Raw genomic sequence first — 24,971 nt, forward strand, 5'->3', positions numbered from 1 at the left:
TGCCGGCCACTAGCGCGATCTTTTTCCAGCGCTGACTGCCCGACCCGCCGTGCCCCGGCGGGTTTTTTGTGGTCGCGAAATGTCCTGCCGGCTCCCCGATCCCCGACCGACAGGATTTGAAGATGATCATCGTTTTAAAGCCCGAAGCGCCCGCCGACAGTGCCGAGCGGCTGATCGCCAAGATTGCCGACGCCGGCCTCAAGCCGCTTCACATGCCCGGTGCCGAGCGAGTCGTCCTCGGCGCGCTGGGCGACGAGCGCGTGCTTGCCGAGCTGGCGCTCGACAGCGACCCCGCGGTCGAGAGCGTCAAGCCGATCCTCGCGCCCTACAAGCTCGTCAGCCGCGAGCTTCAGGCGCACGATACGGTGGTCGAGGTCGGCGGGGTCGCCATTGGCGGCGACCGGCTGGCGGTGATCGCCGGCCCCTGTGCGGTCGAGAGCCCCGAGCAACTTCACGAGACCGCCAGCGCGGTGAAGAAGGCCGGCGCGACGCTGCTGCGCGCCGGGGCGTACAAGCCGCGCACCTCGCCTTATGGTTTCTCGGGCCACGGGCTCGAGGGCCTGAGGATCCTGCGCGAGGTCGGCGACGATCTCGGCCTTCCCGTCGTTACCGAAGTGATGGACACGGCCGATGTCGCCGCGGTCGCCGACGCCGCCGACTGCCTCCAGATCGGTGCGCGCAACATGCAGAATTTCGCGCTGCTGCGCGCGGTCGGCGCGGCCGGGCGACCGGTGCTGCTGAAGCGCGGCCTGTCGGCGACGATCCAGGAATGGCTGCTGGCGGCCGAATATCTGATGGCCGCGGGCAATGCCCAGGTGATCCTGTGCGAGCGCGGCATCCGGACCTTCGAGCCGGCGACCCGCAACACGCTCGACCTCAATGCCGTGCCCTACGTCAAGAACAAGACCCACCTGCCGATCATCGTCGATCCCAGCCACGGGACGGGCGCCCGCGACCTCGTCCCGCCGATGAGCCTCGCAGCGACCGCGGCGGGGGCGGACGGCCTGATGATCGAGGTCCACCGCGATCCCGCAGTTGCCATGTCCGACGGCGCACAGTCGCTCTATCCGCACCAGTTCGAGGCGCTGATGGCGGCGCTGGCCCCCGTCGCGGCGGCGATCGGCCGCCAGCTGTGAAGGTCGAGGCACGGGTGCTCGCCCGGCGCCTGCCCGCCGGGCTCGATCCTTTGGGCGCCTATCGCGCGCTGACCGGCGGGGGGAGCGCGACCGGGCTGTTCGAAGCGCCCGACGGGCAGGTCCTGGTCATGGGCCGCGCCTGCGTCAGGGCCGAGGCCCGCGAGGGCATGGTGGTGGTCGAGGCGCTGAACGCCAATGGCGAGGCGCTGCTGGCCGCCTTCGATTCGCCCGCGATCGTCGAGCGGCGGATCGACCGGCTGCTCCTCGCCTACAGCCAGCCCGAGAGCGAGGATGCGACCGAACGCCTGCTCGGAGCGCAGCCGCTCCACGCGCTGCGCGGCCTGCTCGACGCCGCCGCGGCGCCGCGCGGCGAGCCGTTCGGCGCGGTGCTGCTCGGGGTCGCGGGGTTCGACCTCGCGGGTTGGGGCGAGGAAATGCCGGCCGCAGCGGCGGCCGACTTCCCCGACTTCCTGTTCTACGTCCCCGACACGTTGCTCACCATCGCGCCGGGCGGCGCGGCGCGGCTGCTGTGCAGCGCCTTCGGGCCGGACGAGCGCCACGCCCATGACGCGGCGCGGCGGCTGGAAGAGGGGCTGGCCGCCCTCGCCGCGCCCCGCGAGGTCGCGCAGGACCGGCCGGCCGCGCCGTCGACGGGGCCGAAGGCCTTCACTCCCGATCTCGACGATGCCGCCTTTGCCGCGCTGGTCGTTCGGCTGAAGGAAGAGATTGCGGCGGGCGAAGTCTATCAGATCGTGCCCAGCCGCACCTTCCGCGGCCCCTGCCCCGATCCGCTCGGCGCTTACGCCCGGCTGCGGCTGGCCGAGCCCGCCAGCTATCGCTTCTTCCTCGCGGGCGAGCGCTGGACCCTGCTCGGCGCCAGCCCCGAAACCAGTGTGCGGCTGTCCTCGGGCGGCCCCGGCGGGCGGACGGTCGAGGTCAAGCCGATCGCCGGCACGCGGCCCCGCGGGACCACCGCCGACGCCGACGACCGGCTCGAGGCCGAGATGCGGCTGGATGGCAAGGAGCTGGCCGAGCACATGATGCTGGTCGACCTTGCCCGCAACGACGTGGCGCGGGTGTCGCTGCCGGGGACGCGACGGGTGGCGAAGCTGCTGACGGTCGAGCGCTTCGCCCGGGTCATGCACCTCGTCTCCTCGGTCACGGGGACGCTCCGCCCCGGCCTCGACGCCTTCGACGCGCTCGCGGCCTGCCTCAACGTCGGGACCTTGGTTGGCGCGCCCAAGATCCGCGCGATGCAATTGCTTCGCGCCGCCGAGGCGACCCGCCGCGGGCCCTATGGCGGCGCCATCGGCTGGGTCGCGGGCGATGGCCGGATGGATACCGCAGTGGTGATCCGCTCGGCCCTCGTCGAGGACGGGATCGCCGCCGTGCGCTCCGGCGCGGGCGTGGTCCATGACAGCATCCCCGAGGCCGAGGCGGCGGAGACGCGTGCCAAGGCCTCGGCCCTTCTCGGAGTCCTCGGCGCATGAGGCCGGTCCTGCTCATCGACAATCTCGACAGTTTCACCTTCAACCTGGTGGAAAGCCTCGAGCGACTGGGCGCGCGGGTCACGGTTCGTCGCAACCGGGTCGTCGCCGCCGAGGCGCTGGCCGAAGCCCAAGCAATGGGCGCGGTCCTGATGATCTCGCCGGGGCCGGGCTCGCCAGCGCAGGCCGGCTGCATCCTCGAGCTGATCGCGATCGCGAAAGGCCGGGTCCCGCTGATCGGCATCTGCCTTGGGCACCAGGCGATCGTCGAGGAAGCGGGCGGCACCGTCACCCGCGCCGACCTCCCCGTCCACGGCAAGTCGATGCTGCTCGAGCATGACGGCGCCGGTCCGTTTGCGGGGATCGAAAGCCCGGCTCGGGTCGGGCGTTACCATTCGCTTTGCACCCGCGACCTGCCCGCTCGTTTCACCGTCCACGCCGAGGTCGACGGCATGGCCATGGCCTACAGCGATCGGGTGGCGCTTCAGGCCGGGCTGCAATTCCATCCCGAAAGCATCCTCACCACCCACGGCGACGCGATGCTGGCGAACCTGCTCGCGATATTCGATTAGGGCGGCGGCGAGCACTTCACCTTGGCAGGGCGCGCGGCGGCGGCCATGCCACGCGCGTGCAACCCGTCATCCGCCCTTACCGGCCAGGCGACGCCACCGCGCTTGCCGCCATCTATGCGCATCACGTCGCCCACGGCACCGCCTCCTACGAGACCGAGCCGCCCGGCGAGGCGGAGATGGCGCGGCGGCTGGCGACGGTGGTCGAGGCGGGCTGGCCGGCGCTGATCGCCGAAATTGGCGGCCGGGTCGCGGGCTATGCCTATGCGACCCAGTATCGCCCGCGCCCGGCCTATGCCTACGCCTGCGAGGACAGCATCTATGTCGACCAGGCGCTGGTCGGCCGGGGGGTTGGCAAGGCGCTGCTGGCCGCGCTGATCGAGGCGTGCGCGGCCTTGGGCTTCCGGCAGATGGTGGCGGTGGTGGGCGGGGCCGAGCCGGCCTCGATCGCCCTTCACGAAGCGCTCGGCTTCCGCGAGGTCGGGCGCCTGCCCGGCCTTGGCTGGAAGCATGGCCGCTGGCTCGACAGCGTCTATCTCCAGCGTCCGCTCGGGGTCGGCACCGGCTCCCCGCCTTGATCTCCCGGCACTTTCTGCTATTGGCCCGCCCGTGCCGGGTTCGCCCGGCCGCCGTCCGAGACAGCTGGTGGGGCCTCGCCCCTTAATTTCCGGCCTAGACGGGGAAGAGAGTTTCAGGCGGGTCCACCCGCCCCTGTCGTGCGTGGGCTTACCCTCGTACGCCGCCTCCCAACCCCACGGACATGAGCTCCCGCCCGGCCCCGGCCGAGCGGGTCATGAAGCCGGTCGTTCGTCCCTCGGGACAGACGGCCATTTGTTTGGAGTTGGCATGGATCGCAACGAAAAGGCGGATCTGGTTGCCGAACTGAAGCAGGTCTTTTCCGAGACCAGCGTGGTGGTTGTCACCCGCAATCTCGGTCTGACGGTGGCCCAGTCCACCGATCTCCGCCTGCGGATGCGCGACGCCGGAGCCCAGTTCAAGGTTGCGAAGAACCGTCTCGCCCTCATCGCGCTCGATGGCACCCGCTATCAGCCGATCGGCGAGCTGCTCAAGGGCCCGACGGCCCTCGCCACGTCCATCGATCCCGTCGCGGCCGCCAAGGTCGCGGTGGACTTCGCCAAGACCACCGACAAGTTCGAGGTTCTTGGTGGCGCGATGGGCGATACCGTTCTTGACCTCGCTGGGGTCAAGGCGCTGGCCGAGCTGCCCAGCCTCGATGAACTCCGCGGCACCCTCATCGGCCTCATCCAGGCGCCGGCGAGCAAGATTGCCCGGACCATCAACGAGCCGGGCGCCATGCTCGCGCGCGTGTTCGGCGCTTACGCGGCCGAAGCGGCTTAAGGTTCTTCGTTTCAATACCCGCACGACAATCTGGGGCCGACGAGCCCCGCAAAGGAGTATCAAATGGCTGACATCACCAAGCTCGTCGACGACCTGTCGGCGCTGACCGTCCTCGAGGCCGCCGAGCTGGCCAAGGCCCTCGAAGAGAAGTGGGGCGTTTCGGCCGCCGCTGCCGTCGCCGTCGCCGGCCCGGCCGCTGGCGCTGCCGCTCCGGCCGCCGAAGAGAAGACCGAGTTCGACGTGATCCTCACCGGCGACGGTGGCAAGAAGATCAACGTCATCAAGGAAGTCCGCGCCATCACCGGCCTGGGCCTCGGCGAAGCCAAGGCGCTGGTCGAGGGCGCTCCGAAGGCGCTCAAGGAAGGCGTCAACAAGGACGAGGCCGAGAAGATCAAGAAGCAGATCGAGGAAGCCGGCGGCACCGTCGAGCTCAAGTAAGCTTCTGCTGAGTTTGCGGGTGTCTTGAAGCGCCCGCGGACGGAAGGGGCGGCCTCGCAAGAGGTCGCCCCTTTTTGCGTGTCAGCTGTTCGCCCGGACGAAGATGGTCGCGTTCCTGTCCTCGGCGAAGACCCGCCAGCCCGGCTCGCGCTTGAGCTTGGGCAGCAGCGCGTCGTCATATTCGAGGACGACCCAGCCGATATGATAGCGCGCGGCGTCCTCGCGGAACTTGGCGATGTCGCCGGCGGTGATCGCCTTGGCGCGGAAGGTGAAGTCGTCGCCGTACATGTCGGCGCGGCCGTCGATGTAGGGCCGGACGCCGATCATCACGAGCGGGCCGCCCTGGCTATATTCGTTGTAGACCGGCTGGCGGCGGATCTCCTCCGGCACCTTGGCCAGCAGCGACAGCGGATAGGTGCTGTGCTCCTGGAACTGATAGGGCACCGCAAGCCGCACCGCGATCAGCAGCGTCAGCGCCGGGACCATCCACGCGGTCCGCTTCAGCGCCGGGCGGGGGGTCCGCGAAGGCTGGAGCAACGGCAGCACCACCAGCAGCCCGACGATCGCGAACAGCATCTGGTGGCGGGCGTGGAGGATCGCCATGACCGACAGTCCGGCAAGCAGCAGCACCCTGAGCGGCGGGAGCGTCCGCCAGCGCTTCGCGGCAAGCAGCAGCAGCCCCCCGAGGCAGGTGTAGAACAGAAAATCGGCCGGGAGCGTCGAGCGGCGCCACTCGCCGATCACCGACAGCGCCTTCATCCCGCTGACTTGGAAGGGATAAAGGAAATGCTCGGCGCCGAAGGGCGTGGCCAGCACCGCAATCGCCAGCGACAGCGCGCCGAACGCGATCCAGCGGCCGAGGAGCTTGCGGTTCCGCGGATTCTCGATCAGCGATTCAAGCCCGAACAGCCCGGCGAGGCCGAAGGCGACGATGTAGCTCGCATGAAGATTGGCCCAGACCGCCATCAGCAGCGCCGCGGCGAGCGGCGGGGCGGCGCGGGCCTCGCGGGCACGAAGCAGGATCAGCGTCCACCAGGCGAGCAGCGACCAGGCGAGCATGTGCGGCCGGGCGAGCGCGAAGGGGAACAGGATGCCCGCCGCGACCGCGACCGCGACCACCGCCAGCCGGGCGGGAAGGAAGCGGAAGGCCTCCCGGGCAAGGAGCCAGAAGGTGAAGGCGGCCGACAGGGCGAACAATGCCGCAAGGCCACCCCAGCCGCGCAGCCACTCGGCACCGACCATGACCACCTCGGCCAGCCATTCGTGCGCCATCCAGGCCTTGCCCGGCATGGTGTGGCTGAAGGGATCGACCAAGGGCACGGTCCGGTTGGCGACGATCCAGTGGCCCGCACCAAGGTGCCAGCCGGTGTCACCGTCCATGAAGAGATTGACCGGGAAGGCGATCAGCAGCGCGAGGAACAGTGGGAGCGCCGACTGGAGCGCGCGGGCATGGGCGTCGAGCCGGTCGGGCGCGAAATGGTCGGTGCCGTCGTCGGCGCGCAGCCTCGCCCGGGTCCGTTCCCACCAGCCCGCCGTCGCCGCACTTGCCATTCCGCTTCGCTCCCCGTGCCGCGCGTCGCGGCCATTGCCGGGGTCATGCCTAGCGTCCGAGCGTCACAAGATAGTTAACGCGGCGCTCAGGCGGGCGGCGTGGCGGGATCATCCTCGTCGCGCTCGCCCGGGGCCGCGGCGAGAACGCCGGGACGGCTCGCCTCGCCCGCCACATCGGGCAGTGGTCCCCGCGCTTCGGCCGAGGCCGATCCGAGAACCGCGAGAAGCACGAACGCAGGAGAGACGAGCATCAGGCGCATGGGAACCCCCTCTTCCACCAGGCGACCCGGATGAATGCGCGGAGCGGCAAATGGTTGCGTTCCCTCTTGCGAAGCAGGGGCGGAAGGTTATATGGGCTTCCTATCCGACAAACATACCGGCTCCGCCGCATGGGTTCCCATGCGCCTGGGGCCTTTCCTGCCCTCTCCGGGACAGGGTCCGAATAGCGCGCGGGCCGAACGAAGTGGAGAGACAGCGGGAGCAGCGCTCCACTATTTACGACCCCGGTTCGCGCCGGGGGACTACGGGAGCGCAGGCACGGCCTGTTCTCCCGTCCATCGCAGGGACGACCATGGCCACCAAGTCGATCGAAATTCCGCACAACACGTCTTCGGGACGCTCCACCAAGACGCGTCGCATCCGCAAGATCTTCGGCAACATCCACGAGATCAGCGAGATGCCGAACCTCATCGAGGTTCAGCGCGAAAGCTACGAGCAGTTCCTGCGCTCCGATCCCGCGACCGGCTATGTGTCGGGCCTCGAGAAGACGCTTCGTTCGGTCTTCCCGATCCAGGATTTCGCCGGCACCGCGCACCTCGACTTCGACCATTACGTCCTCGAGGACCCCAAGTTCGACACCGACGAGTGCCGCCAGCGCGGGCTGACCTATGCCGCGCCGATGCGCGTGACGCTGCGCCTCACCTCCTTCGAGATCGATCCCGACACCGAGGCCAAGTCGGTGATCGATATCAAGGAGCAGGACGTCTACATGGGCGACATGCCGCTCATGACGCAGAACGGCACCTTCATCATCAACGGGACCGAGCGCGTCATCGTCAGCCAGATGCACCGCTCGCCGGGCGTCCTGTTCGACCATGACCGCGGCAAGACCCATGCCTCGGGCAAGTATCTCTTCGCCGCGCGCGTCATTCCCTATCGCGGCAGCTGGCTCGACTTCGAGTTCGACGCCAAGGACATCGTCAACGTCCGCATCGACCGCAAGCGCAAGCTCCCGGTCACCGCGCTGCTCCACGCGCTTGGCCTGACCTCGGAAGAGATCCTCAACGAATTCTACAACCGCGTGACCTACGTCCGCGGCCCGAACGGCTGGCAGATTCCCTACGTCGCCGAGAACTGGCGCGGCCAGAAGCCGATGTTCGACATCGTCAACGCCGACACCGGCGAAGTGGCGTTCAAGGCCGGCGAGAAGATCACTCCCCGCCGCGCCAACCAGGCCGGCAAGGAAGGCCTCGCCAACCTGATCATCCCGACCGAGACCATCTTCGGCCGCTTCTCGGCCTATGACCTGATCAACGAGTCGACCGGCCAGATCTACGTCGAGGCCGGTGACGAGATCAGCCCCGAGAACCTCGAGGCGCTCGACAAGGCGGGCGTCGACCGGCTCGAGCTGCTCGACATCGATTATGTCAACACTGGCCCCTGGATCCGCAACACGCTCAAGGCCGACAAGTCGGAAGACGGCGACCAGGCGCTGAGCGACATCTACCGCGTCATGCGCCCCGGCGAGCCGCCGACGCGCGAGACCGCCGATGCCCTCTTCTACGGCCTGTTCTTCGATCCGGAGCGCTACGACCTGTCGGCCGTCGGCCGGGTCAAGCTCAACATGCGCCTCGGCCTCGACGCCGAGGACACGGTCACCACGCTTCGCCGCGAGGACATCCTGGCGGTGGTCAAGGAGCTGGTGAACCTCAAGGACGGCAAGGGCGAGATCGACGACATCGACAACCTCGCCAACCGCCGCGTGCGTTCGGTCGGCGAGCTGCTCGAGAATCAGTATCGCGTCGGCCTCCTGCGCATGGAGCGCGCGGTCAAGGAGCGCATGAGCTCGGTCGACGTCTCGACCGTCATGCCGAACGACCTAATCAACGCGAAGCCCGCGGTCGCCGCGGTGCGCGAGTTCTTCGGCTCCTCGCAGCTCTCGCAGTTCATGGACCAGACCAACCCGCTGTCGGAAGTCACCCACAAGCGGCGCGTCTCGGCCCTCGGACCGGGCGGTCTCACCCGTGAGCGCGCGGGCTTCGAAGTCCGCGACGTCCACCCGACCCACTATGGCCGCATCTGCCCGATCGAGACTCCGGAAGGCCCGAACATCGGCCTGATCAATTCGCTCGCCAGCTTCAGCCGGGTCAACAAGTACGGCTTCATCGAGACCCCGTATCGCAAGGTGGTCGACAACAAGGTGACCGACGAGGTCGTCTATCTGTCGGCGATGGAAGAGGCCAAGCACACGATCGCGCAGGCCAACGCCGAGCTGAACCCCGACGGCACCTTCGCCGAGGAGATCGTCTCGTCGCGGCGCAACGGTGACTTCCTGATCGCCCCGCGCGACCAGATCACGCTGATGGACGTCAGCCCCAAGCAGCTCGTCTCGGTCGCGGCCTCGCTGATCCCGTTCCTCGAGAACGACGACGCCAACCGCGCGCTGATGGGCTCGAACATGCAGCGCCAGGCGGTTCCGCTCCTGCAGGCCGACGCGCCGCTGGTCGGCACCGGCATGGAAGAGACGGTCGCGCGTGACTCGGGCGCCGCCATCGCGGCCCGCCGCGCCGGCATCGTCGACCAGGTCGATGCGACCCGCGTGGTCATCCGCGTCACCTCCGAGCTTCGCCCCGGCGAGAGCGGCGTCGACATCTACAGCCTGATGAAGTTCCAGCGCTCGAACCAGTCGACCTGCATCAACCAGCGTCCGCTGGTGAAGGTCGGCGACGTGGTCGAGGCCGGCGAGATCATCGCCGACGGTCCCTCGACCCAGTTCGGCGAGCTGGCGCTCGGCCGCAACGTCCTCGTCGCGTTCATGCCGTGGAACGGCTACAACTATGAGGACTCGATCCTGATCTCCGAGCGGATCGTGAAGGACGACGTCTTCACCTCGATCCACATCGAGGAGTTCGAGGTCATGGCCCGCGACACCAAGCTCGGGCCGGAAGACATCACGCGCGATATCCCCAACGTCGGCGAGGAAGCGCTCCGCAACCTCGACGAGGCGGGCATCGTCTACATCGGGGCCGAGGTCGAGCCGGGCGACATCCTGGTCGGCAAGATCACGCCGAAGGGCGAAAGCCCGATGACGCCGGAAGAAAAGCTCCTCCGCGCCATCTTCGGCGAAAAGGCCTCGGACGTCCGCGACACCTCGCTGCGTCTGCCGCCGGGTGTTGCCGGCACGATCGTCGACGTTCGCGTCTTCAACCGTCACGGCATCGACATCGACGACCGTACCCGCGCCATCCAGGCCGAGGAGAAGGATCGTCTCAAGGGCGACGCCGAGTCCGAGCGCCGGATCCTCAACCGCGCGACGTTCGCGCGTCTGCAGGAAATGCTGGTCGGCCAGGTCGCGACCGCCGCGCCCAAGACGATCAAGAAGGGGGCTACCCTCGACGCCGAGATGCTCGAGGCGACCGAGAAGCACGACTGGTGGAAGATCGCCGTCAAGGACGATGCCCGCCAGGCCGACATCGAGGCGCTCAAGGGCCAGTATGACGAGGCCGAAGCGGCGATCCGCCGCAAGCTCGAGGACCGCATCGGCAAGGTTGAGGCGGGCGACGAGCTGGCCCCGGGCGTGCTCAAGATGGTCAAGGTCTTCGTCGCGGTGAAGCGCAAGCTGCAGCCGGGCGACAAGATGGCCGGCCGTCACGGCAACAAGGGCGTCATCAGCCGCATCCTGCCGATCGAGGACATGCCGTTCCTCGAGGACGGGACTCACGCCGACATCGTGCTGAACCCGCTGGGCGTGCCCTCGCGCATGAACGTCGGGCAGATCTTCGAGACGCACCTCGGCTGGGCCGCGCGCGGCCTCGGCCGGCAGATTGGCGAGATGCTCGAGGACATGCACAATCGCGGCTCGGACTTCGCCGGCAAGGACGTGGCGGCGATCCGCGAGAAGCTGAAGAGCCTCTACGGCGAGCAGTATCACGGTGATGTCGACGCGCGTTCGGACGAGGAAGTCATCGACCTCGCCCGCAACCTCGTCGGCGGCCTGCCGATGGGCACCCCGGTGTTCGACGGCGCGCGCGAAGCGGACGTGTCGGCCATGCTGACCAAGGCCGGCCTCGCCACCTCGGGCCAGTCGACGCTCTACGACGGCCGCACCGGTGAGCCGTTCGACCGCCAGGTGACCATGGGCATCATCTACATGCTCAAGCTTCACCACCTGGTCGACGACAAGATCCACGCGCGTTCGATCGGGCCGTACAGCCTCGTCACCCAGCAGCCGCTGGGCGGCAAGGCGCAGTTCGGCGGCCAGCGCTTCGGCGAAATGGAGGTCTGGGCGCTCCAGGCCTATGGCGCCGCCTACACGCTGCAGGAGATGCTGACGGTCAAGTCGGACGACGTGATCGGCCGGACCAAGGTCTACGAAGCGATCGTCAAGGGCGACGACACCTTCGAGGCCGGAATTCCGGAGAGCTTCAACGTGCTGGTCAAGGAAATGCGCTCGCTCGGCCTCAACGTCGAACTCGACAGCGTCGACAACCTCGACGAGCCGCCGGCGCTCGCGGCGGAGTGAGGGCTCCGGCCCTCCTCCTTCCGCCACAAGATATGACCTCGAGGCCCTCCGGGGCTCAGGAGTAAAGTATGAACGAGCTGACCAACTTCGCGAACCCGGTGGCCAAGCCGGAGACCTTCGACCAGATCAAGATCGGCATCGCCTCCCCGGACAAGATCCGTTCGTGGTCGTTCGGCGAGATCAAGAAGCCCGAGACGATCAACTATCGCACGTTCAAGCCCGAGCGTGACGGCCTGTTCTGCGCGCGCATCTTCGGTCCGATCAAGGACTACGAATGCCTGTGCGGCAAGTACAAGCGCATGAAGTACAAGGGCATCGTCTGCGAGAAGTGCGGTGTCGAAGTCACCGTCTCGAAGGTCCGCCGTGAGCGCATGGGCCACATCGAGCTGGCCGCGCCGGTCGCCCACATCTGGTTTTTGAAGTCGCTGCCGAGCCGCATCGGCCTGCTGCTCGACATGCAGCTCAAGCAGCTCGAGCGGATCCTCTATTTCGAGTCTTACGTGGTCATCGAGCCGGGCCTGACCCCGCTCGAGAAGTATCAGCTGCTGACCGAGGACGAGCTCCTCGAGGCGCAGGACGAGCATGGCGAAGACGCCTTTTCGGCCGGCATCGGCGCCGAGGCGGTCAAGATCATGCTCATGGACCTCGACCTCGAGGGCGAGCGCAAGCAGCTCCTCGAGGAGCTCGCGGTCACAAAGAGCGAGCTCAAGCCCAAGAAGATCATCAAGCGGCTGAAGGTCGTCGAGAGCTTCCTGGAATCGGGCAACCGTCCCGAGTGGATGATCCTCGACGTCGTTCCGGTCATCCCGCCCGAGCTTCGCCCGCTGGTGCCGCTCGACGGCGGCCGGTTCGCGACCTCGGACCTCAACGACCTCTATCGCCGCGTCATCAACCGCAACAACCGCCTGAAGCGGCTGATCGAGCTGCGCGCGCCGGACATCATCGTCCGCAACGAAAAGCGCATGCTCCAGGAAGCCGTCGACGCTTTGTTCGACAACGGCCGCCGCGGCCGCACCATCACCGGTGCCAACAAGCGTCCGCTCAAGTCGCTGTCCGACATGCTCAAGGGCAAGCAGGGCCGCTTCCGCCAGAACCTGCTCGGCAAGCGCGTCGACTATTCGGGCCGTTCGGTCATCGTCACGGGTCCGGAGCTCAAGCTCCACCAGTGCGGCCTGCCCAAGAAGATGGCGCTCGAGCTGTTCAAGCCGTTCATCTACTCGCGCCTCGACGCCAAGGGTCTGTCGATGACCCTCAAGCAGGCCAAGAAGTGGGTCGAGAAGGAGCGCAAGGAAGTCTGGGACATCCTGGATGAAGTCATCCGCGAGCATCCGGTCCTCCTGAACCGCGCGCCGACGCTCCACCGCCTCGGCATCCAGGCGTTCGAGCCGGTGCTGATCGAGGGCAAGGCGATCCAGCTCCACCCGCTGGTCTGCGCCGCCTTCAACGCCGACTTCGACGGTGACCAGATGGCCGTGCACGTTCCGCTGAGCCTCGAGGCCCAGCTGGAGGCGCGCGTGCTGATGATGAGCACTAACAACATCCTGTCGCCCGCGAACGGCAAGCCGATCATCGTGCCGTCGCAGGACATGGTGCTCGGTCTCTATTATCTTTCGATGGAGAAGGACGGGGAGCCCGGCCAGGGCTCGCTGCTCGCCGACATGGCCGAGGTCCACCAGGCCCTCGCCGCCGGCGTGGTGACCCTGCACACCAAGATCGTCAGCCGCGTCCCGCAGACGGACGAGAACGGCAAGACCTACATGAAGCGCTTCGAGACGACGCCGGGCCGCATGCTGCTCGGCGAGACGCTCCCGAAGAGCCACAAGGTGCCGTTCGAGACCGTCAACCGCCTGCTGACCAAGAAGGACATCGGCGACGTCATCGACGAGGTCTATCGTCACACCGGCCAGAAGGACACGGTGCTGTTCGCCGACGCCATCATGGGCCTCGGCTTCCGTCACGCGTTCAAGGCCGGCATCAGCTTCGGCAAGGACGACATGGTCATTCCCCAGGCCAAGGACACCCTGGTCGAGGAAACCCGTGCGCTCGTGAAGGACTATGAGCAGCAGTATCAGGACGGCCTGATCACCCAGCAGGAAAAGTACAACAAGGTGATCGACGCCTGGTCGCGTTGCGGTGATCGCGTCGCCCAGGAGATGATGAAGGAAATCTCGGCCACGCCGAAGGGCGAGGACGGCCGCGAGCGTCCGGTGAACTCCATCTACATGATGGCCCACTCCGGTGCCCGTGGTAGCCAGGCCCAGATCAAGCAGCTCGCCGGCATGCGCGGCCTCATGGCCAAGCCGTCGGGCGAGATCATCGAGACCCCGATCATCTCGAACTTCAAGGAAGGCCTGACCGTCCTTGAGTACTTCAACTCGACCCACGGCGCCCGCAAGGGTCTCGCCGACACCGCGCTCAAGACGGCGAACTCGGGTTACCTGACCCGCCGTCTCGTCGACGTGTCGCAGGATGCCGTCATCGTCGAGGAGGATTGCGGCACCGACCAGGCGCTCGAGATGCGCGCCATCGTCCAGGGCGGCTCGGTCATCGCCAGCCTCGCCGACCGCGTCCTTGGCCGCACCACGGCCGAGGAAGTCGTCGACCCCAAGACGGGCGAAACCGTGATCGCCGAGGGCGTGCTCCTCGACGAGGCGATGGTCGCGAAGCTCGAGGCCGCCGGCCTCCAGGGCATCAAGATCCGCTCGCCGCTGGTCTGCGCCAGCCGCCAGGGCGTCTGCGGCAAGTGCTACGGGCGTGACCTCGCCCGCGGCACCCCGGTCAACATCGGCGAAGCGGTCGGCGTCATCGCCGCCCAGTCGATCGGTGAGCCGGGCACGCAGCTGACCATGCGCACCTTCCACATCGGTGGTGCGGCGCAGCTCAACGAGCAGTCGAACCTCGAGGCGCCGGTCGACGGCACCATCGAGTTCCGCGACATGCCGACGATCACCGACCCGCGCGGCCGGCACATCTCGCTGTCGCGCTCGGGCGAGATCGCGATCCTCGACATGGACGGCCGCGAGCTCTCGACGCACCGCGTGCCCTACGGCGCGCACCTGCTGTGCGAGAACGGGCACATCGTCTCGAAGGGCGACCGCATCGCCGAGTGGGATCCGAGCTTCAGCCCGGTGATCACCGAGAAGGCCGGCTCGATCAAGTTCCAGGACCTGATCGAGAACCGCACCATGACCGAGCAGACCGACGAAGCGACCGGCATCAGCCAGCGCGTCGTCACCGAGGACATGGCCAAGTCGAAGAAGGAAGATCTTCGTCCGCGCCTGACCCTGCTGGGCGACAATGCGCAGGAAGCGGGCGTCTATCGCCTCGCGGCCGGCGCGATCGTCGCGGTCGAGGACGGGGCCACCGTGGAGGCCGGCGAAGTGCTCGCCCGCATGCCGCGTGAAGCCGCCAAGACTCGCGACATCACCGGCGGTCTGCCGCGCGTCGCCGAGCTGTTCGAGGCCCGCACGCCCAAGGACAAGGCGATCATCGCCCGCGTCTCGGGCCGCGTGCAGTTCCTCAAGGACTACAAGGCGAAGCGGAAGATCGCGATCGTCCCCGACGACGGCAGCGAGCCGCACGAGGAGCTGGTCCCCAAGAGCCGCGTCATCGACGTGCAGGAGGGCGACTATGTGAAGCGCGGCGACAATCTCGTCGGCGGGTCGCCCGATCCGCACGACATCCTCGAGGCGCTCGGCGTCGTCGCACTGGCCGAATATCTCGTCACCGAGATCCAGGAGGTCTATCGACTGCAGGGCGTGAAGATCAACGACAAGCACATCGAGGTGATCGTTCGCCAGATGCTGCAGAAGGTCGAGATCACCGACGACGGCGACACCACCCTCCTCAAGGGTGAGCAGGTCGATCGCGAGGAGATGGACGAGATCAACTCCAAGCTCGGCAAGGGCGAGCGTCCGGCGAGCGGCAAGCCGATCCTCCTCGGGATCACCAAGGCGTCGCTCCAGACCCGGTCGTTCATCTCGGCGGCCTCCTTCCAGGAGACCACCCGGGTGCTCACCGAGGCCTCGGTCCAGGGCAAGATCGACACGCTGAACGGGCTCAAGGAGAACGTCATCGTCGGTCGCCTCATCCCCGCCGGCACCGGCGCGGGCATGAACCGCCTGCGGGTCGCCGCCTCGAGCCGCGACGCCTCGCTCCGTGCCGCGCAGCGCAAGCTGCAGGAAGCGCTGATCGCGCCGAACTCGGCCGCCGAGGAGCATGCCGCCGAACTCGCGCAGAACCCGCGCGACGCTTCGGCCGGTGGCCATGACCCGCTCGGCGACGTCGTCGCCAGCGGCCACGGCACCGACGCCGATGCCGGTGACTATCTGCAGAGCTAGTCCCGGCCTTCCGGCCCGGAAGTCCTGACAAACGAAGACCCCGTCGGCCCAGCGCCGGCGGGGTTTTTCGCATGCGCGGGCTGGCATTGGCCACGAGACCGGGGCAGTCTCGACACGGGGGAGCGTGGCGTATGTCTCTGGGGTCGTTTCAGACGGTCAAGCACCGCAGCACGGGCTTCGGCCCCGGGATCCACTTTTTCGCGGACGAGGCGCTCGCCGCCCGGATGCCGCCGCTGGCCCTACCGCCGATGCGGGAAGAAGCGCGAGCGGCGTTCCGGGCCGCCATCGCCTTCCTTCGGCCGACCGGCAACGGCAGCCTCAAGGACCTGCTCAACCTGGCGCAGGCACGTGGCTACAGCGCCGATCCGCGTGACTGGGTGCCCGACGCCAAGCTCCTCGACCGCTCCCCACTCCTCTATCAGCCGTGGGTCGACTTCTTCTCGGAAGAGGGGCTGACGCCCTTCAACGAGGGGAATCGGCTTACCGGCGATAATTGGAAGTGCTGGAAGCCGAAGCCACGAAGCGCGGCCTTGTCGCGCATGGCGGCGTGGGACCCGGAGGCCTACACGCGGCTCGTGACCGACGTCGGGCCATCGCTGTCGGTCACCGACCGGCTGAGCCTGCTCAACCACCTGAATGCAGGCGCGTCGCATCGCGGTATTCTCCCTTGGCAGGTGCCGCTCATCCGGCGCTTCCTCGACGATCCCGCGGCCAAGGTCCGGGAGCAGGCGCAGGCCAAGCTCGATTCCATGGGTGGCATCGAGACCGAGGCCGACCACGCCGCGATCCTCGCCGGGCACCTCGCGGTGGAAAATGGTCGAGTCCGCTACGCCGAGCGTCCGGAGCCGAATACGTTTCCCTTCTGGGCGCACTGGAAGAGCACCAGTTTTGCGGCGTTGGCGGCAGCGCTCGGCCTGACGCCGATCCAGCTCGCCCATGGTGCCGAACTCGACCTCCTCGACCAGAATTTCGTGATGCTCGCGATCCAGAGCGGCGATCGCGAGGTGCGCCACATCCTCGCGAAGCGCGAACTCGCCGGGGAGCGACCGGACGAGGTGCACCTCGCCTTGCTGCATGACGCCGAGCCGGGCCTCAGGCGCCGCGTCCTCGAGATGCTCTTCCAGGCGGTCTATTGGAACAGTGTGCAGGATTTCCTCGCGCCTGATCTCGGCAGCTTGCCGCCGTCGGACATGCACCGGATGTCAGCCTTTTCGGCGCTCGAGCCCTCGGTCGTCCTTGAGCGCAAACAGCGCAAGCTGCCGGTCAACACGAGCTACGATCCGCTCTGTGCGCTCGCCTGGTCGGTGAACAAGGAGGCCGCGCAGGAGGCGGTGGACGTCGCGCTCGCAGCGGGCATGAAGCCCGACAACTGGCGCCTCGCGCCGCTCCGCTTCAACCTCGCGCTCTGAGGCAAAGAAAAGCCCCGCCGGCACGAGGCCGACGGGGCTTGTCTTTTCGATCCTGGCGAAGCGCCTTAGCAGCGCGCCCCGTTGATCGTGTTCTCGGTGCAATTGGCGGCCGAGTTCATGTCGGCTGCCGCGCCCCGGACGGTGTTGCAGGCCGAAAGAGCCAGCGTGCCGCCGATCAGTGCCAGGGTAACGAACTTGCGCATGGGTTCACTCCGTTAAATAGGCGAAATGACCCATGGCCGATCTTAGGTGGCCTTGTCGACCGCGTTCGCCGCCGAGTTCACGTCCGCCGCCGCACCGCGAACGGTGTTGCAGGCCGCGATGCTCATCGAACCGGCGATGAGAGCCAGAGTCATTACCTTGCGAAACATGGTCTTCTCTCCTGTCTTGCGGCTGAACGAACGCCGGACTTCCGTTCCGGGTCCATGACGACCACGTTATTTTCGTCGCCCCCTGTGCGGCTTGACCGAGGGGCGTGCGGAGGGGCAAGCCTCGCCCCGCGCGGACGTGGCGGAATGGTAGACGCTGCCGACTTAAAATCGGCTTTCGGGAACGAAGTGCGGGTTCAAGTCCCGCCGTCCGCACCAGCTTCGCCCGGCAATGCTTCCAGAATGGGCAATTTGTTAAGCCTTTGGCGCTTAACAGACATCAATGTTCGGTACCGGATCAGTCCTGTTCCCGCGGGTCAGCCGCGTTTCGGCGGCGCGCGCCGAATGGATCATCATCCTGTTCCTGATCTCGGCTGTCGCCGCCTTCATCTGGAACGGAAGCGGCCTCCTCCACCTCATCGCGCAGGACAAGGTCAGCGGGCTCGACCCAAGCGTCCAGGTCGCCGCCGCCGCGCTGGTCCTGAATGTTGCGCTGATCCTGTTCGGCTGGCGCCGTTACGCCGACCTCCAGCACGAGGCTGAGCTTCGCGCCGATGGCGAGCAGCGCGCCGCGCGCCAGGCCGCCACCGACAGCATTACCGGGCTCGCCAATCGCAAGGGCTTCGCCGACGGGGTCGAGCAATTGTGCGCGACCCGGATCGACAGCGACCACTGCCTCGTCATCATCTCGCTCCAGATGCAGCGTTTCAAGCGGATCAACGACCGCTTCGGCTATGACATGGGCGACGCCCTGCTGCGCGAGATCGCCGCGGCGATGCTCGCCGACGTGCCCGAGAACGCCGTCGTCGCGCGCCTGTCGGGGGACGAATTCGCGATCGCCGCCTGCGTTCGCACCGCCGAGCTCGCCGGTGCCGAAGCCCTCGCCGAGACGCTTCTGCGCGACGTCAGCCGCACCTATGACATCCACGGCACCTACGTGCAGGTCGGGGCGATTGCCGGGATTGCCAGCGCCGGGCCGGGCGTATCGTGCCGGGCGTCGGACCTCCTGCGCCGCGCCGACATCGCGCTCGACCATGCCCGAAGCGCCCGCGCCGCCCGCCCGACCTGGTTCGACAGCGGGATGGAGCGCGCGCTGATCGAGCGCAGCGAGCTCGAGCAGGCGATCCGGGTCGCCATCGACCACGGCCAATTCGTACCCTTCTTCGAGCCGCAGGTGGACCTGGCGACCGGCTGTCTGACCGGCTTCGAGGTGCTCGCTCGCTGGCGGCACCCCAATCGCGGCCTGCTCGCGCCCGAGATCTTCATTCCGGTGGCCGAGGAAATGGGACTGATCGGGCCCCTGTCCGAGGGCCTCATCGCCGAGGCGCTCGAGCAGGCGCGCGACTGGGACGCAGACCTGTCGCTTTCGATCAATATCTCGCCCAGCCAATTGTCCGACCTGTGGCTCGCGCAGCGGCTCGTGCGGTTGCTGACCGAGCGCAACTTCCCGGCCGAAAGGCTGATCGTCGAGGTGACCGAAAGCTCGCTCTTCGCCGACCTCGACCTGGCGAAGAACCTCGTCGTCAGCCTTAAGAACCAGGGGGTGCGCCTCGCCCTCGACGATTTTGGCACGGGCTTCTCGAGCCTGTCGCACCTGCGCCTGCTGCCGCTCGACATGATCAAGATCGACCGTAGCTTCACCGCCACCCTTCACGTGGACCGCGAGAGCGTGGCGATCGTCAAGGCGGTGACGACGCTCGCCCAGGCGCTCGATATTCCCGTCACCGCCGAGGGGCTTGAGGACGCCGCGACTTTCGAGACGGTGCTCGGGCTCGGTGCCCGTACCGGGCAGGGCTGGTTCATCGGCAAGCCGATGGACGCCGAAGCCGTCGCCGATCTCCTCGCCCGCCGCCGGGTCGCCGCCGCGCCGAACGAGCCTGCCGCCCGCCGCATCGGCTGAGCGCCCGCTCCGCGACGGCGGAGCGACCTTCCCCATCTGTCAGATTCCCGATCCGGGACAGGGGCAACCGTGTCGTCGCGACTCCCGTTTGTGCATGGTAAAAATCGCGTTAAGGTTTTGCCATGCGTCGCCTGTCGACACTTTCCCTTCCCGCATCGATCCGCCTCGGCGGACCGCATCCCCTGTCGTTCGGCACCGGCCGCCGCTGGCTGCTGGAATGGGCGGAGCAATTGCCGGCCAGGTGGAGCGCGGACGCGAAACTCTTCGCCGGCGCCTATGTCGCCGGTTTCCTCGCGATCAGCCTGTTCATCGCCTGAGGCTCAGGCGCAGCCCGCTTCGAGGCAGGCGAGGTGCAGCTTGCGCCCCAGCCAGGCCGAGACGATCGTTCCCGCCGCCACCAGCAGCAGGGTCTGCGCCACCGACACGCCGAGTTTCAGCAGGCCGGCCAGCAGCACCGCCGACAGGACCATCGCCCCGGCATTGACGATATTGTTCGCCGCCACGGTGCGGGCGGTCTCCGACTTGGGCACCGTGGTCGTCAAAAAGGCGTAGAGCGGGACCACGAACATGCCGCCGAAGGTCGCCACGCCGAACAGGCTCAGCACCACCGGCCAGCCGGTCGGCTCCTCGAGGAATATGCGGGTTCCGACGAGCTCGGGATAAGGGGTCCAGCTGATGCTCAGGCCGTAGAGCGCGAGGACGCAGGCGCCCATGAGCAGCGCCGACATCGGCGCGAAACGGGCTGACACCTCGCCCTTGAGCAACCGGTTGATGATCACCGAGCCGACCGCGACCCCGATCGAGAAGATGGCGAGGAACAGGGTCGCGACGCTTTGGTCGCCGCCGAACACATTCTTGACCAGCGGCGGGAACTGCGCCGCCAGCACCGCGCCGATCGCCCAGAAGAAGCTGATCGCCATGATCGCGACGAACAGCCGCGGCACGTGCATGGTGGCCTTCACGAGATTGATCGAGGCGCGGACGATGTGCCAGTCGAGCCCCGGGCGCGGCAGGTCGGGATCGTTGAGCGTCCCGCTGTCCTCGGTGGAGGGCGGCGCGGCAGGGATGAACTGGCCGGCGATCCGACCGGCGATGGCGACCAGCAGGACGCCCAGCGCCGCATATTCGGCATGGTAGCGCCCGTCCGGGTCCTGCACGACGAGCAGGCCGCCGAGGATCGTCCCGCCGAGGATCGCGATATAGGTGCCGGCCTCGACCAGTCCGGTCCCGCCGAGCACTTCGTCGCGCTCGAGATGCTGCGGCAGGATCGCATATTTGATCGGGCCGAAGAAGGTCGAATGGATGCCCATGGCGGTCAGCGCGACCAGCATCGCGGGGATGTTGAGGAAATAGAGCCCCGCCGCGCCGAACAGCATGATCACGATCTCGGCGCTCTTCACCGCCCGCGCGATCCGCGCCTTGTCATAAGCGTCCGCAAGCTGCCCCGACAGCGCCGAGAGGAGGAAGAAGGGCGCGATGAACAGCAGCCCGGCGATCGCCGAGAACAACGCCTCCTGCTCCGCCGAGCGGTAGATGCCGTAGATCACCAGCAGCACCATCGCGGTGCGGAACAGGTTGTCGTTGAAGGCCCCGAGGAACTGCGTGACGAACAGCGGCACGAAACGCCGGGTCTTGAGCAGGTGGGTGACGTTCTGGATCAAGGAGAAGCCTATTGGCGAGAAAGGGTTGCACCGGCCTTAGCCCGGCATCCCGCCTTCGCCAAATGCGCCGCTTTGGCAAAGCGCCCAAGCCGGGCTAGACAGGCCCGAAGCAATGCTGTCGCTGCCCAACCTCCTCACCCTGTCCCGCATCTTCGCGGTGCCGATCCTGGTGTTCCTGCTGTGGACCCCGGCCCCGCTCGATTATGCGATCACCTTCGTCCTCTACTGCATCGTCGGGATCACCGATTATTTCGACGGCTATCTCGCCCGCGCGCAGGGGCGGATCAGCCGGCTGGGGCAATTCCTCGATCCGATCGCCGACAAGATCATGGTCGCCGCGGTCATCATGATGCTGGTCTCGACCCGCCAGGCGAGCGCCGAGCCGATCATCCACGGCCTCCACATCATCCCCGCGCTCGTCATCCTGCTGCGCGAGATCATCGTCTCCGGGCTGCGCGAATTCCTTGCCCCGCTCCATGTCTCGATGCCGGTGTCGCGGCTGGCCAAGTGGAAGACCACCTTCCAGCTGGTGGCACTGGGGGCGCTCATCCTCGCGGGGGCGGTGCCCGCGGCCGAGTGGGTCCACTGGACCGGCCTCGCCAGCCTGTGGGCCGCCGCGATCCTCACCGGCATCACCGGCTGGGATTATCTGCGCATCGGCCTTCGCCACATGGATTGACGCCGCTTCGGCGCTGCCGCTACCGCCTCACTGACAACTTTGTGAACAAGGAGCTCTCGAAATGACCAAGCAGGAACTGGTGCAGAAGATGCAGGACGCGGGCGCCTTCGTGCCGGGCAAGAAGGTCAAGCTCCACTTCGGCGACGAAGGCGCGATCATGCTCGACGGCCAGAACAGCCAGGTCACCGAGGACGACGGCGCCGCCGACACCACGCTCAAGGTCAGCTGGGCCGACTGGGAAGCCATGGCCGCAGGCCAGCTCGACGGCATGACCGCCTTCATGACCGGCAAGCTCAAGGTCGAGGGCGACATGTCCAATGCCATGCAGCTCCAGGGCGTGCTGGCGAAGCTTCGCTAGGCCACAGCCTCATCAAGGGCCGCGTCCGCTCCCGACCGGGACGGATGCGGCCCTTTTCGTCAGAGCCAGCCGCGCTGGCGCAGCGCCGGGACCCGGTCCCGCGACACCGGGGCTTCGAGCCCCCCACCCAGCCGCAGGAAGAGCCGGCGCCCGTCGCGCCGAACCCCCTCGACGGCGGCGCGGGCGATCCACCAGCTGCGGTGCACGCGCTCGCCCTCCACCCCTGACAATTCGCGCTCGGCATCGGCCATCCGCATCAGCAGCAGGTGCGAGCGTCCTTGCGGCCCGTGTGCGCGGACATAATGGTCCTCCATCTCGAGCGCCCGGAGCTCGCCCCGCCAATCGGGAGGAAGGCGGTCGAGGAAGGCGGGCCGTGACACGGGCGCGATCGGCGGCTGAGGCGAAGGCTCGGCCGGCAGAACGACAGGGCGCTTCTCCAGCGCCACGAAGAGGCCGGTGACGAGGGCTCCGACGATCGCGACGTTGAGATAGAGCGGGGCCAGGCCGCCGAGCGGCGGCATCCCGCCGCGGAGCGCTCCGTTCAGCCACGCGATCGCGAGCGTCCCCGGCAGGGCGGCCACCAGCACGGCGGCGACCAGTGCCCCGGCCCGCGGCAGGTCGAGCGAGCGCACCGCCCAGTCGGCGAGAAAGACGATCGGCCGGAAGACGCAAAAGCCGACCAGCACGGCCGCCAGCCAATAGCCGAGCCGGTCGACGAAGCTGCCGTTGGCGAAGCTGCCGAACGGCCCGAGCGCCGCGAGGACGAGCCCGACCAGCGCGACGACGGCGAGGCTGACCAGCCCCTCGCGCAGCCACCCTTTCGCCCCTCCCGACCGGTTCACGCTTCGCAAATCGTCCACTTGCCACCCCCGGCGAAATCCACTGCACGGCTAACGCAATCGCGCTTGCCGGAACAGGTCGTGGCTTCGCATCTCGTGCCGATCTCGACCAGACGGGGATTTGCCGTGACCGCCGCCGCCTTTATTCGACCCACCGCTCCCGCTCGCCCGCTCGACGAACGAGGCTGGGTCCGCCTCCTCATCGCCCTGTCGGCGACGCTGCTGACGGCAGTGCTGGTCTACGGGCTTGTCCGCTGGCTCGCCGGGATGGCACCGCCGACGCCGTGGGTCCGCGAAACGGCACTCGCCATCCATCTCGCGACGGTCATCCCGGCAATGCCGCTCGGCGCCTTCGTCCTGCTGACCCGCAAGGGGACCATCCGCCATCGCTGGCTCGGCGGGCTCTGGCTCGCCCTGATGCTGATCACGGCGGGCGTCAGCATCTTCATTCGCAACCTCAATCACGGAAGCTTCAGCCCAATCCACCTGCTGACGCTGGTGACGCTCATCTCCATTCCGCGGGCGTGGGCCGCCGCTCGGCGGCGCGACTTTGCCGCGCACCGCCGCCACATGCTGATCTTCTATACCGGCTCGATGCTGATCGCCGGCTTCTTCACCTTCCTGCCGGGCCGGACCATGTGGCAGTGGGCATTCGCTTGACGGTCGTCGCCCTTGCCCTTGCCGCGTCGGCGGACCACTACGCCGGCGGTGACGCGGTCGGCCGGGAAGTTGAAAAGCGATTCAACTTTGCCTAGTCGGACGGCCGTTCAGGAGGGTTGATGGCCAACAAGATCTATCCCGATGCCGCAAGCGCGCTCGACGGGCTGCTTCACGACGGCATGACCATCGCGGCGGGCGGCTTTGGCCTCTGCGGAATCCCCGAGCGGCTGATCGACGCGATCGTCGCGAGCGGCGTCACCGGCCTGACCGTCGCCTCCAACAATGCCGGGATCGACAACGAGGGCCTCGGCAAGCTCCTGCGCACCCGCCAGATCGCCAAGATGATCTCGTCCTACGTCGGCGAGAACAAGGAATTCGAGCGCCAGTATCTCGCCGGCGAGCTCGAGGTCGAATTCTGCCCCCAGGGCACGCTTGCCGAGCGGATGCGGGCGGGCGGCGCGGGCATCCCCGGCTTCTACACCAAGACCGGCGTCGGAACGAAGGTCGCCGAAGGCAAGGAAGTGAAGAGCTTCGACGGCGAGGACTATATCCTCGAGCGCGGGATCCGCGCCGACCTCGCCATCATCAAGGGCTGGAAGGCCGACGAGGCGGGCAATCTCGTCTTCCGCAAGACCGCGCGCAACTTCAACGCGCCCGCCGCCACCTGCGGCCGGATCTGCGTCGCCGAAGTGGAGGAGATCGTGCCCGTCGGCAGCCTCGATCCCGACGCCATCCACCTGCCTGGCGTCTATGTGAAGCGCCTCGTCCTGGGTGCGCCCTACGACAAGAAGATCGAATTCCGCACCGTCCGCAGCCGGGAGACCGCGTGATGCCCTGGACCCGTGACGACATGGCCGCCCGCGCCGCCAAGGAATTGCGCGACGGCTTCTACGTGAACCTCGGCATCGGCATCCCGACGCTGGTCGCCAACCACATCCCGCAGGGGCTCGAGGTCACCCTCCAGTCCGAGAACGGCATGCTCGGCATCGGCCCCTTCCCCTATGAGGACGAGGTCGACCCTGACCTCATCAACGCCGGCAAGCAGACGATCAGCGAGCTTCCCTCGTCGAGCTATTTCAGCAGCGCCGACAGCTTCGCGATGATCCGCGGCGGGCATATCGACCTCACGGTGCTAGGCGCGATGGAGGTCAGCGAAGGCGGCGACATCGCCAACTGGATGATCCCGGGCAAGATGATCAAGGGCATGGGCGGGGCGATGGACCTCGTCGCCGGCGTCAAGAAGATCATCGTCGTGATGGAGCATAACGCCAAAGACGGCAGCCCCAAGTTCATCCCGGCCTGCACGCTTCCGCTGACCGGCAAGAACGTGGTCGACATGATCATCACCGATCTTGCCGTCTTCCAGCGCCCCGACCACGCCAGCCCCTTCCGGCTGATCGAGACGGCACCGGGCGTGAGCGCCGACGAGGTCAAGGCCAAGACGACGGCGCATTACGAAGGCTGACGGCCGCAAGG

General features: G+C 67.5%; 21 protein-coding genes and 1 tRNA gene. 17 read left to right on the plus strand and 5 right to left on the minus strand.

Annotated features, from left to right (window positions below):
- The first annotated feature begins 122 nt into the window (after window positions 1-122).
- The 6 genes from aroF (at window position 123) to rplL (ending at window position 4,989) form a co-directional block, all read left to right on the plus strand.
- Entirely contained in the window at window positions 123-1,136 is a 1,014-nt protein-coding gene (gene aroF / locus BS69_RS0106540) for a 3-deoxy-7-phosphoheptulonate synthase (protein ID WP_029941163.1), read from the plus strand.
- Window positions 1,133-2,626 carry a chorismate-binding protein gene (locus BS69_RS0106545; protein ID WP_029941164.1) on the plus strand — a complete coding sequence of 498 codons (1,494 nt, stop codon included), beginning with the start codon at window positions 1,133-1,135 and terminating at the stop codon, window positions 2,624-2,626. Before aroF ends, BS69_RS0106545 begins: the two co-directional genes overlap by 4 nt.
- Window positions 2,623-3,195 carry an anthranilate synthase component II gene (locus BS69_RS0106550; RefSeq protein ID WP_029941165.1) on the plus strand — a complete coding sequence of 191 codons (573 nt, stop codon included), beginning with the start codon at window positions 2,623-2,625 and terminating at the stop codon, window positions 3,193-3,195. The genes BS69_RS0106545 and BS69_RS0106550 overlap by 4 nt, the downstream gene beginning before the upstream one ends.
- A 56-nt stretch (window positions 3,196-3,251) precedes the next feature.
- A complete protein-coding gene (locus tag BS69_RS0106555; protein ID WP_029941166.1) occupies window positions 3,252-3,770 on the plus strand; it encodes a GNAT family N-acetyltransferase in 519 nt (172 codons plus the stop codon).
- Between the two features lie 268 nt (window positions 3,771-4,038).
- Window positions 4,039-4,551, plus strand: a complete 513-nt coding sequence (gene rplJ, locus BS69_RS0106560) for a 50S ribosomal protein L10 (protein WP_029941167.1) — start codon at window positions 4,039-4,041, stop codon at window positions 4,549-4,551.
- Window positions 4,552-4,614: 63 nt separating this feature from the next.
- Window positions 4,615-4,989, plus strand: a complete 375-nt coding sequence (rplL, locus tag BS69_RS0106565; RefSeq protein WP_029941168.1) for a 50S ribosomal protein L7/L12 — start codon at window positions 4,615-4,617, stop codon at window positions 4,987-4,989.
- An 81-nt stretch (window positions 4,990-5,070) separates the two neighbouring features.
- Here rplL and BS69_RS0106570 read toward each other — a convergent pair whose 3' ends face one another.
- Together BS69_RS0106570 and BS69_RS14235 are read right to left on the minus strand one after the other, a co-directional pair.
- Entirely contained in the window at window positions 5,071-6,540 is a 1,470-nt protein-coding gene (locus tag BS69_RS0106570) for a hypothetical protein (protein ID WP_029941169.1), read from the minus strand.
- Window positions 6,541-6,626: 86 nt separating this feature from the next.
- Window positions 6,627-6,800, minus strand: a complete 174-nt coding sequence (locus BS69_RS14235) for a hypothetical protein (protein WP_156956932.1) — start codon at window positions 6,798-6,800, stop codon at window positions 6,627-6,629.
- A 311-nt stretch (window positions 6,801-7,111) separates the two neighbouring features.
- On the opposite strand from BS69_RS14235, the gene rpoB reads away from it, so the two are divergent.
- The 3 genes from rpoB (at window position 7,112) to BS69_RS0106590 (ending at window position 17,030) form a co-directional block, all read left to right on the plus strand.
- Window positions 7,112-11,281, plus strand: a complete 4,170-nt coding sequence (rpoB, locus tag BS69_RS0106580; RefSeq protein WP_029941170.1) for a DNA-directed RNA polymerase subunit beta — start codon at window positions 7,112-7,114, stop codon at window positions 11,279-11,281.
- 68 nt (window positions 11,282-11,349) lie between these two features.
- Entirely contained in the window at window positions 11,350-15,621 is a 4,272-nt protein-coding gene (gene rpoC / locus BS69_RS0106585; RefSeq protein WP_029941171.1) for a DNA-directed RNA polymerase subunit beta', read from the plus strand.
- A 71-nt stretch (window positions 15,622-15,692) separates the two neighbouring features.
- Window positions 15,693-17,030 carry a DUF5691 domain-containing protein gene (locus BS69_RS0106590; RefSeq protein WP_156956934.1) on the plus strand — a complete coding sequence of 446 codons (1,338 nt, stop codon included), beginning with the start codon at window positions 15,693-15,695 and terminating at the stop codon, window positions 17,028-17,030.
- A gap of 65 nt (window positions 17,031-17,095) precedes the next feature.
- Here the strand turns inward: BS69_RS0106590 and BS69_RS14240 are convergent, their stop codons facing one another.
- The gene (locus BS69_RS14240) at window positions 17,096-17,233 is read right to left on the minus strand and encodes an entericidin EcnA/B family protein (protein WP_156956936.1); all 138 of its coding nucleotides are present in this window, start codon (window positions 17,231-17,233) and stop codon (window positions 17,096-17,098) included.
- Window positions 17,234-17,531: 298 nt separating this feature from the next.
- Here BS69_RS14240 and BS69_RS0106605 point away from each other — a divergent pair.
- The 3 genes from BS69_RS0106605 (at window position 17,532) to BS69_RS0106615 (ending at window position 19,615) form a co-directional block, all read left to right on the plus strand.
- A tRNA-Leu gene (locus BS69_RS0106605) sits at window positions 17,532-17,617 on the plus strand.
- A 64-nt stretch (window positions 17,618-17,681) separates the two neighbouring features.
- Window positions 17,682-19,298, plus strand: a complete 1,617-nt coding sequence (locus tag BS69_RS0106610; protein WP_051676590.1) for a putative bifunctional diguanylate cyclase/phosphodiesterase — start codon at window positions 17,682-17,684, stop codon at window positions 19,296-19,298.
- A 122-nt stretch (window positions 19,299-19,420) separates the two neighbouring features.
- Window positions 19,421-19,615, plus strand: a complete 195-nt coding sequence (locus tag BS69_RS0106615) for a hypothetical protein (RefSeq protein WP_029941175.1) — start codon at window positions 19,421-19,423, stop codon at window positions 19,613-19,615.
- A gap of 3 nt (window positions 19,616-19,618) precedes the next feature.
- Here the strand turns inward: BS69_RS0106615 and BS69_RS0106620 are convergent, their stop codons facing one another.
- Complete coding sequence (locus BS69_RS0106620) at window positions 19,619-20,956, minus strand: MFS transporter (protein ID WP_029941176.1); 1,338 nt, start codon at window positions 20,954-20,956, stop codon at window positions 19,619-19,621.
- Between the two features lie 115 nt (window positions 20,957-21,071).
- On the opposite strand from BS69_RS0106620, the gene pgsA reads away from it, so the two are divergent.
- Both pgsA and BS69_RS0106630 read left to right on the plus strand, forming a co-directional pair.
- Window positions 21,072-21,638, plus strand: coding sequence for a CDP-diacylglycerol--glycerol-3-phosphate 3-phosphatidyltransferase (pgsA, locus tag BS69_RS0106625; RefSeq protein ID WP_029941177.1), 567 nt, complete (start codon window positions 21,072-21,074; stop codon window positions 21,636-21,638).
- 61 nt (window positions 21,639-21,699) lie between these two features.
- Window positions 21,700-21,996, plus strand: coding sequence for an SCP2 sterol-binding domain-containing protein (locus BS69_RS0106630; RefSeq protein ID WP_029941178.1), 297 nt, complete (start codon window positions 21,700-21,702; stop codon window positions 21,994-21,996).
- 59 nt (window positions 21,997-22,055) lie between these two features.
- Here BS69_RS0106630 and BS69_RS0106635 read toward each other — a convergent pair whose 3' ends face one another.
- Window positions 22,056-22,838: a LytTR family transcriptional regulator DNA-binding domain-containing protein gene (locus BS69_RS0106635; protein ID WP_029941179.1), complete on the minus strand. Its 783-nt coding sequence runs from the start codon at window positions 22,836-22,838 to the stop codon at window positions 22,056-22,058.
- Window positions 22,839-22,916: 78 nt separating this feature from the next.
- Between BS69_RS0106635 and BS69_RS0106640 the strand changes: the two genes are divergently transcribed.
- The 3 genes from BS69_RS0106640 to BS69_RS0106650 all read left to right on the plus strand — a co-directional run bounded on the left by BS69_RS0106640 (window position 22,917) and on the right by BS69_RS0106650 (window position 24,960).
- The gene (locus BS69_RS0106640; protein WP_156956939.1) at window positions 22,917-23,495 is read left to right on the plus strand and encodes a DUF2306 domain-containing protein; all 579 of its coding nucleotides are present in this window, start codon (window positions 22,917-22,919) and stop codon (window positions 23,493-23,495) included.
- 119 nt (window positions 23,496-23,614) lie between these two features.
- Window positions 23,615-24,325, plus strand: a complete 711-nt coding sequence (locus BS69_RS0106645; protein ID WP_029941181.1) for a CoA transferase subunit A — start codon at window positions 23,615-23,617, stop codon at window positions 24,323-24,325.
- The gene (locus BS69_RS0106650) at window positions 24,325-24,960 is read left to right on the plus strand and encodes a 3-oxoacid CoA-transferase subunit B (RefSeq protein WP_029941182.1); all 636 of its coding nucleotides are present in this window, start codon (window positions 24,325-24,327) and stop codon (window positions 24,958-24,960) included. Before BS69_RS0106645 ends, BS69_RS0106650 begins: the two co-directional genes overlap by 1 nt.
- Window positions 24,961-24,971: the final 11 nt, after the last annotated feature.

The sequence above is a fragment of the Sphingomonas astaxanthinifaciens DSM 22298 genome (assembly GCF_000711715.1).
GTDB classification, from domain to species: Bacteria; Pseudomonadota; Alphaproteobacteria; order Sphingomonadales; family Sphingomonadaceae; genus Sphingomicrobium; species Sphingomicrobium astaxanthinifaciens_A.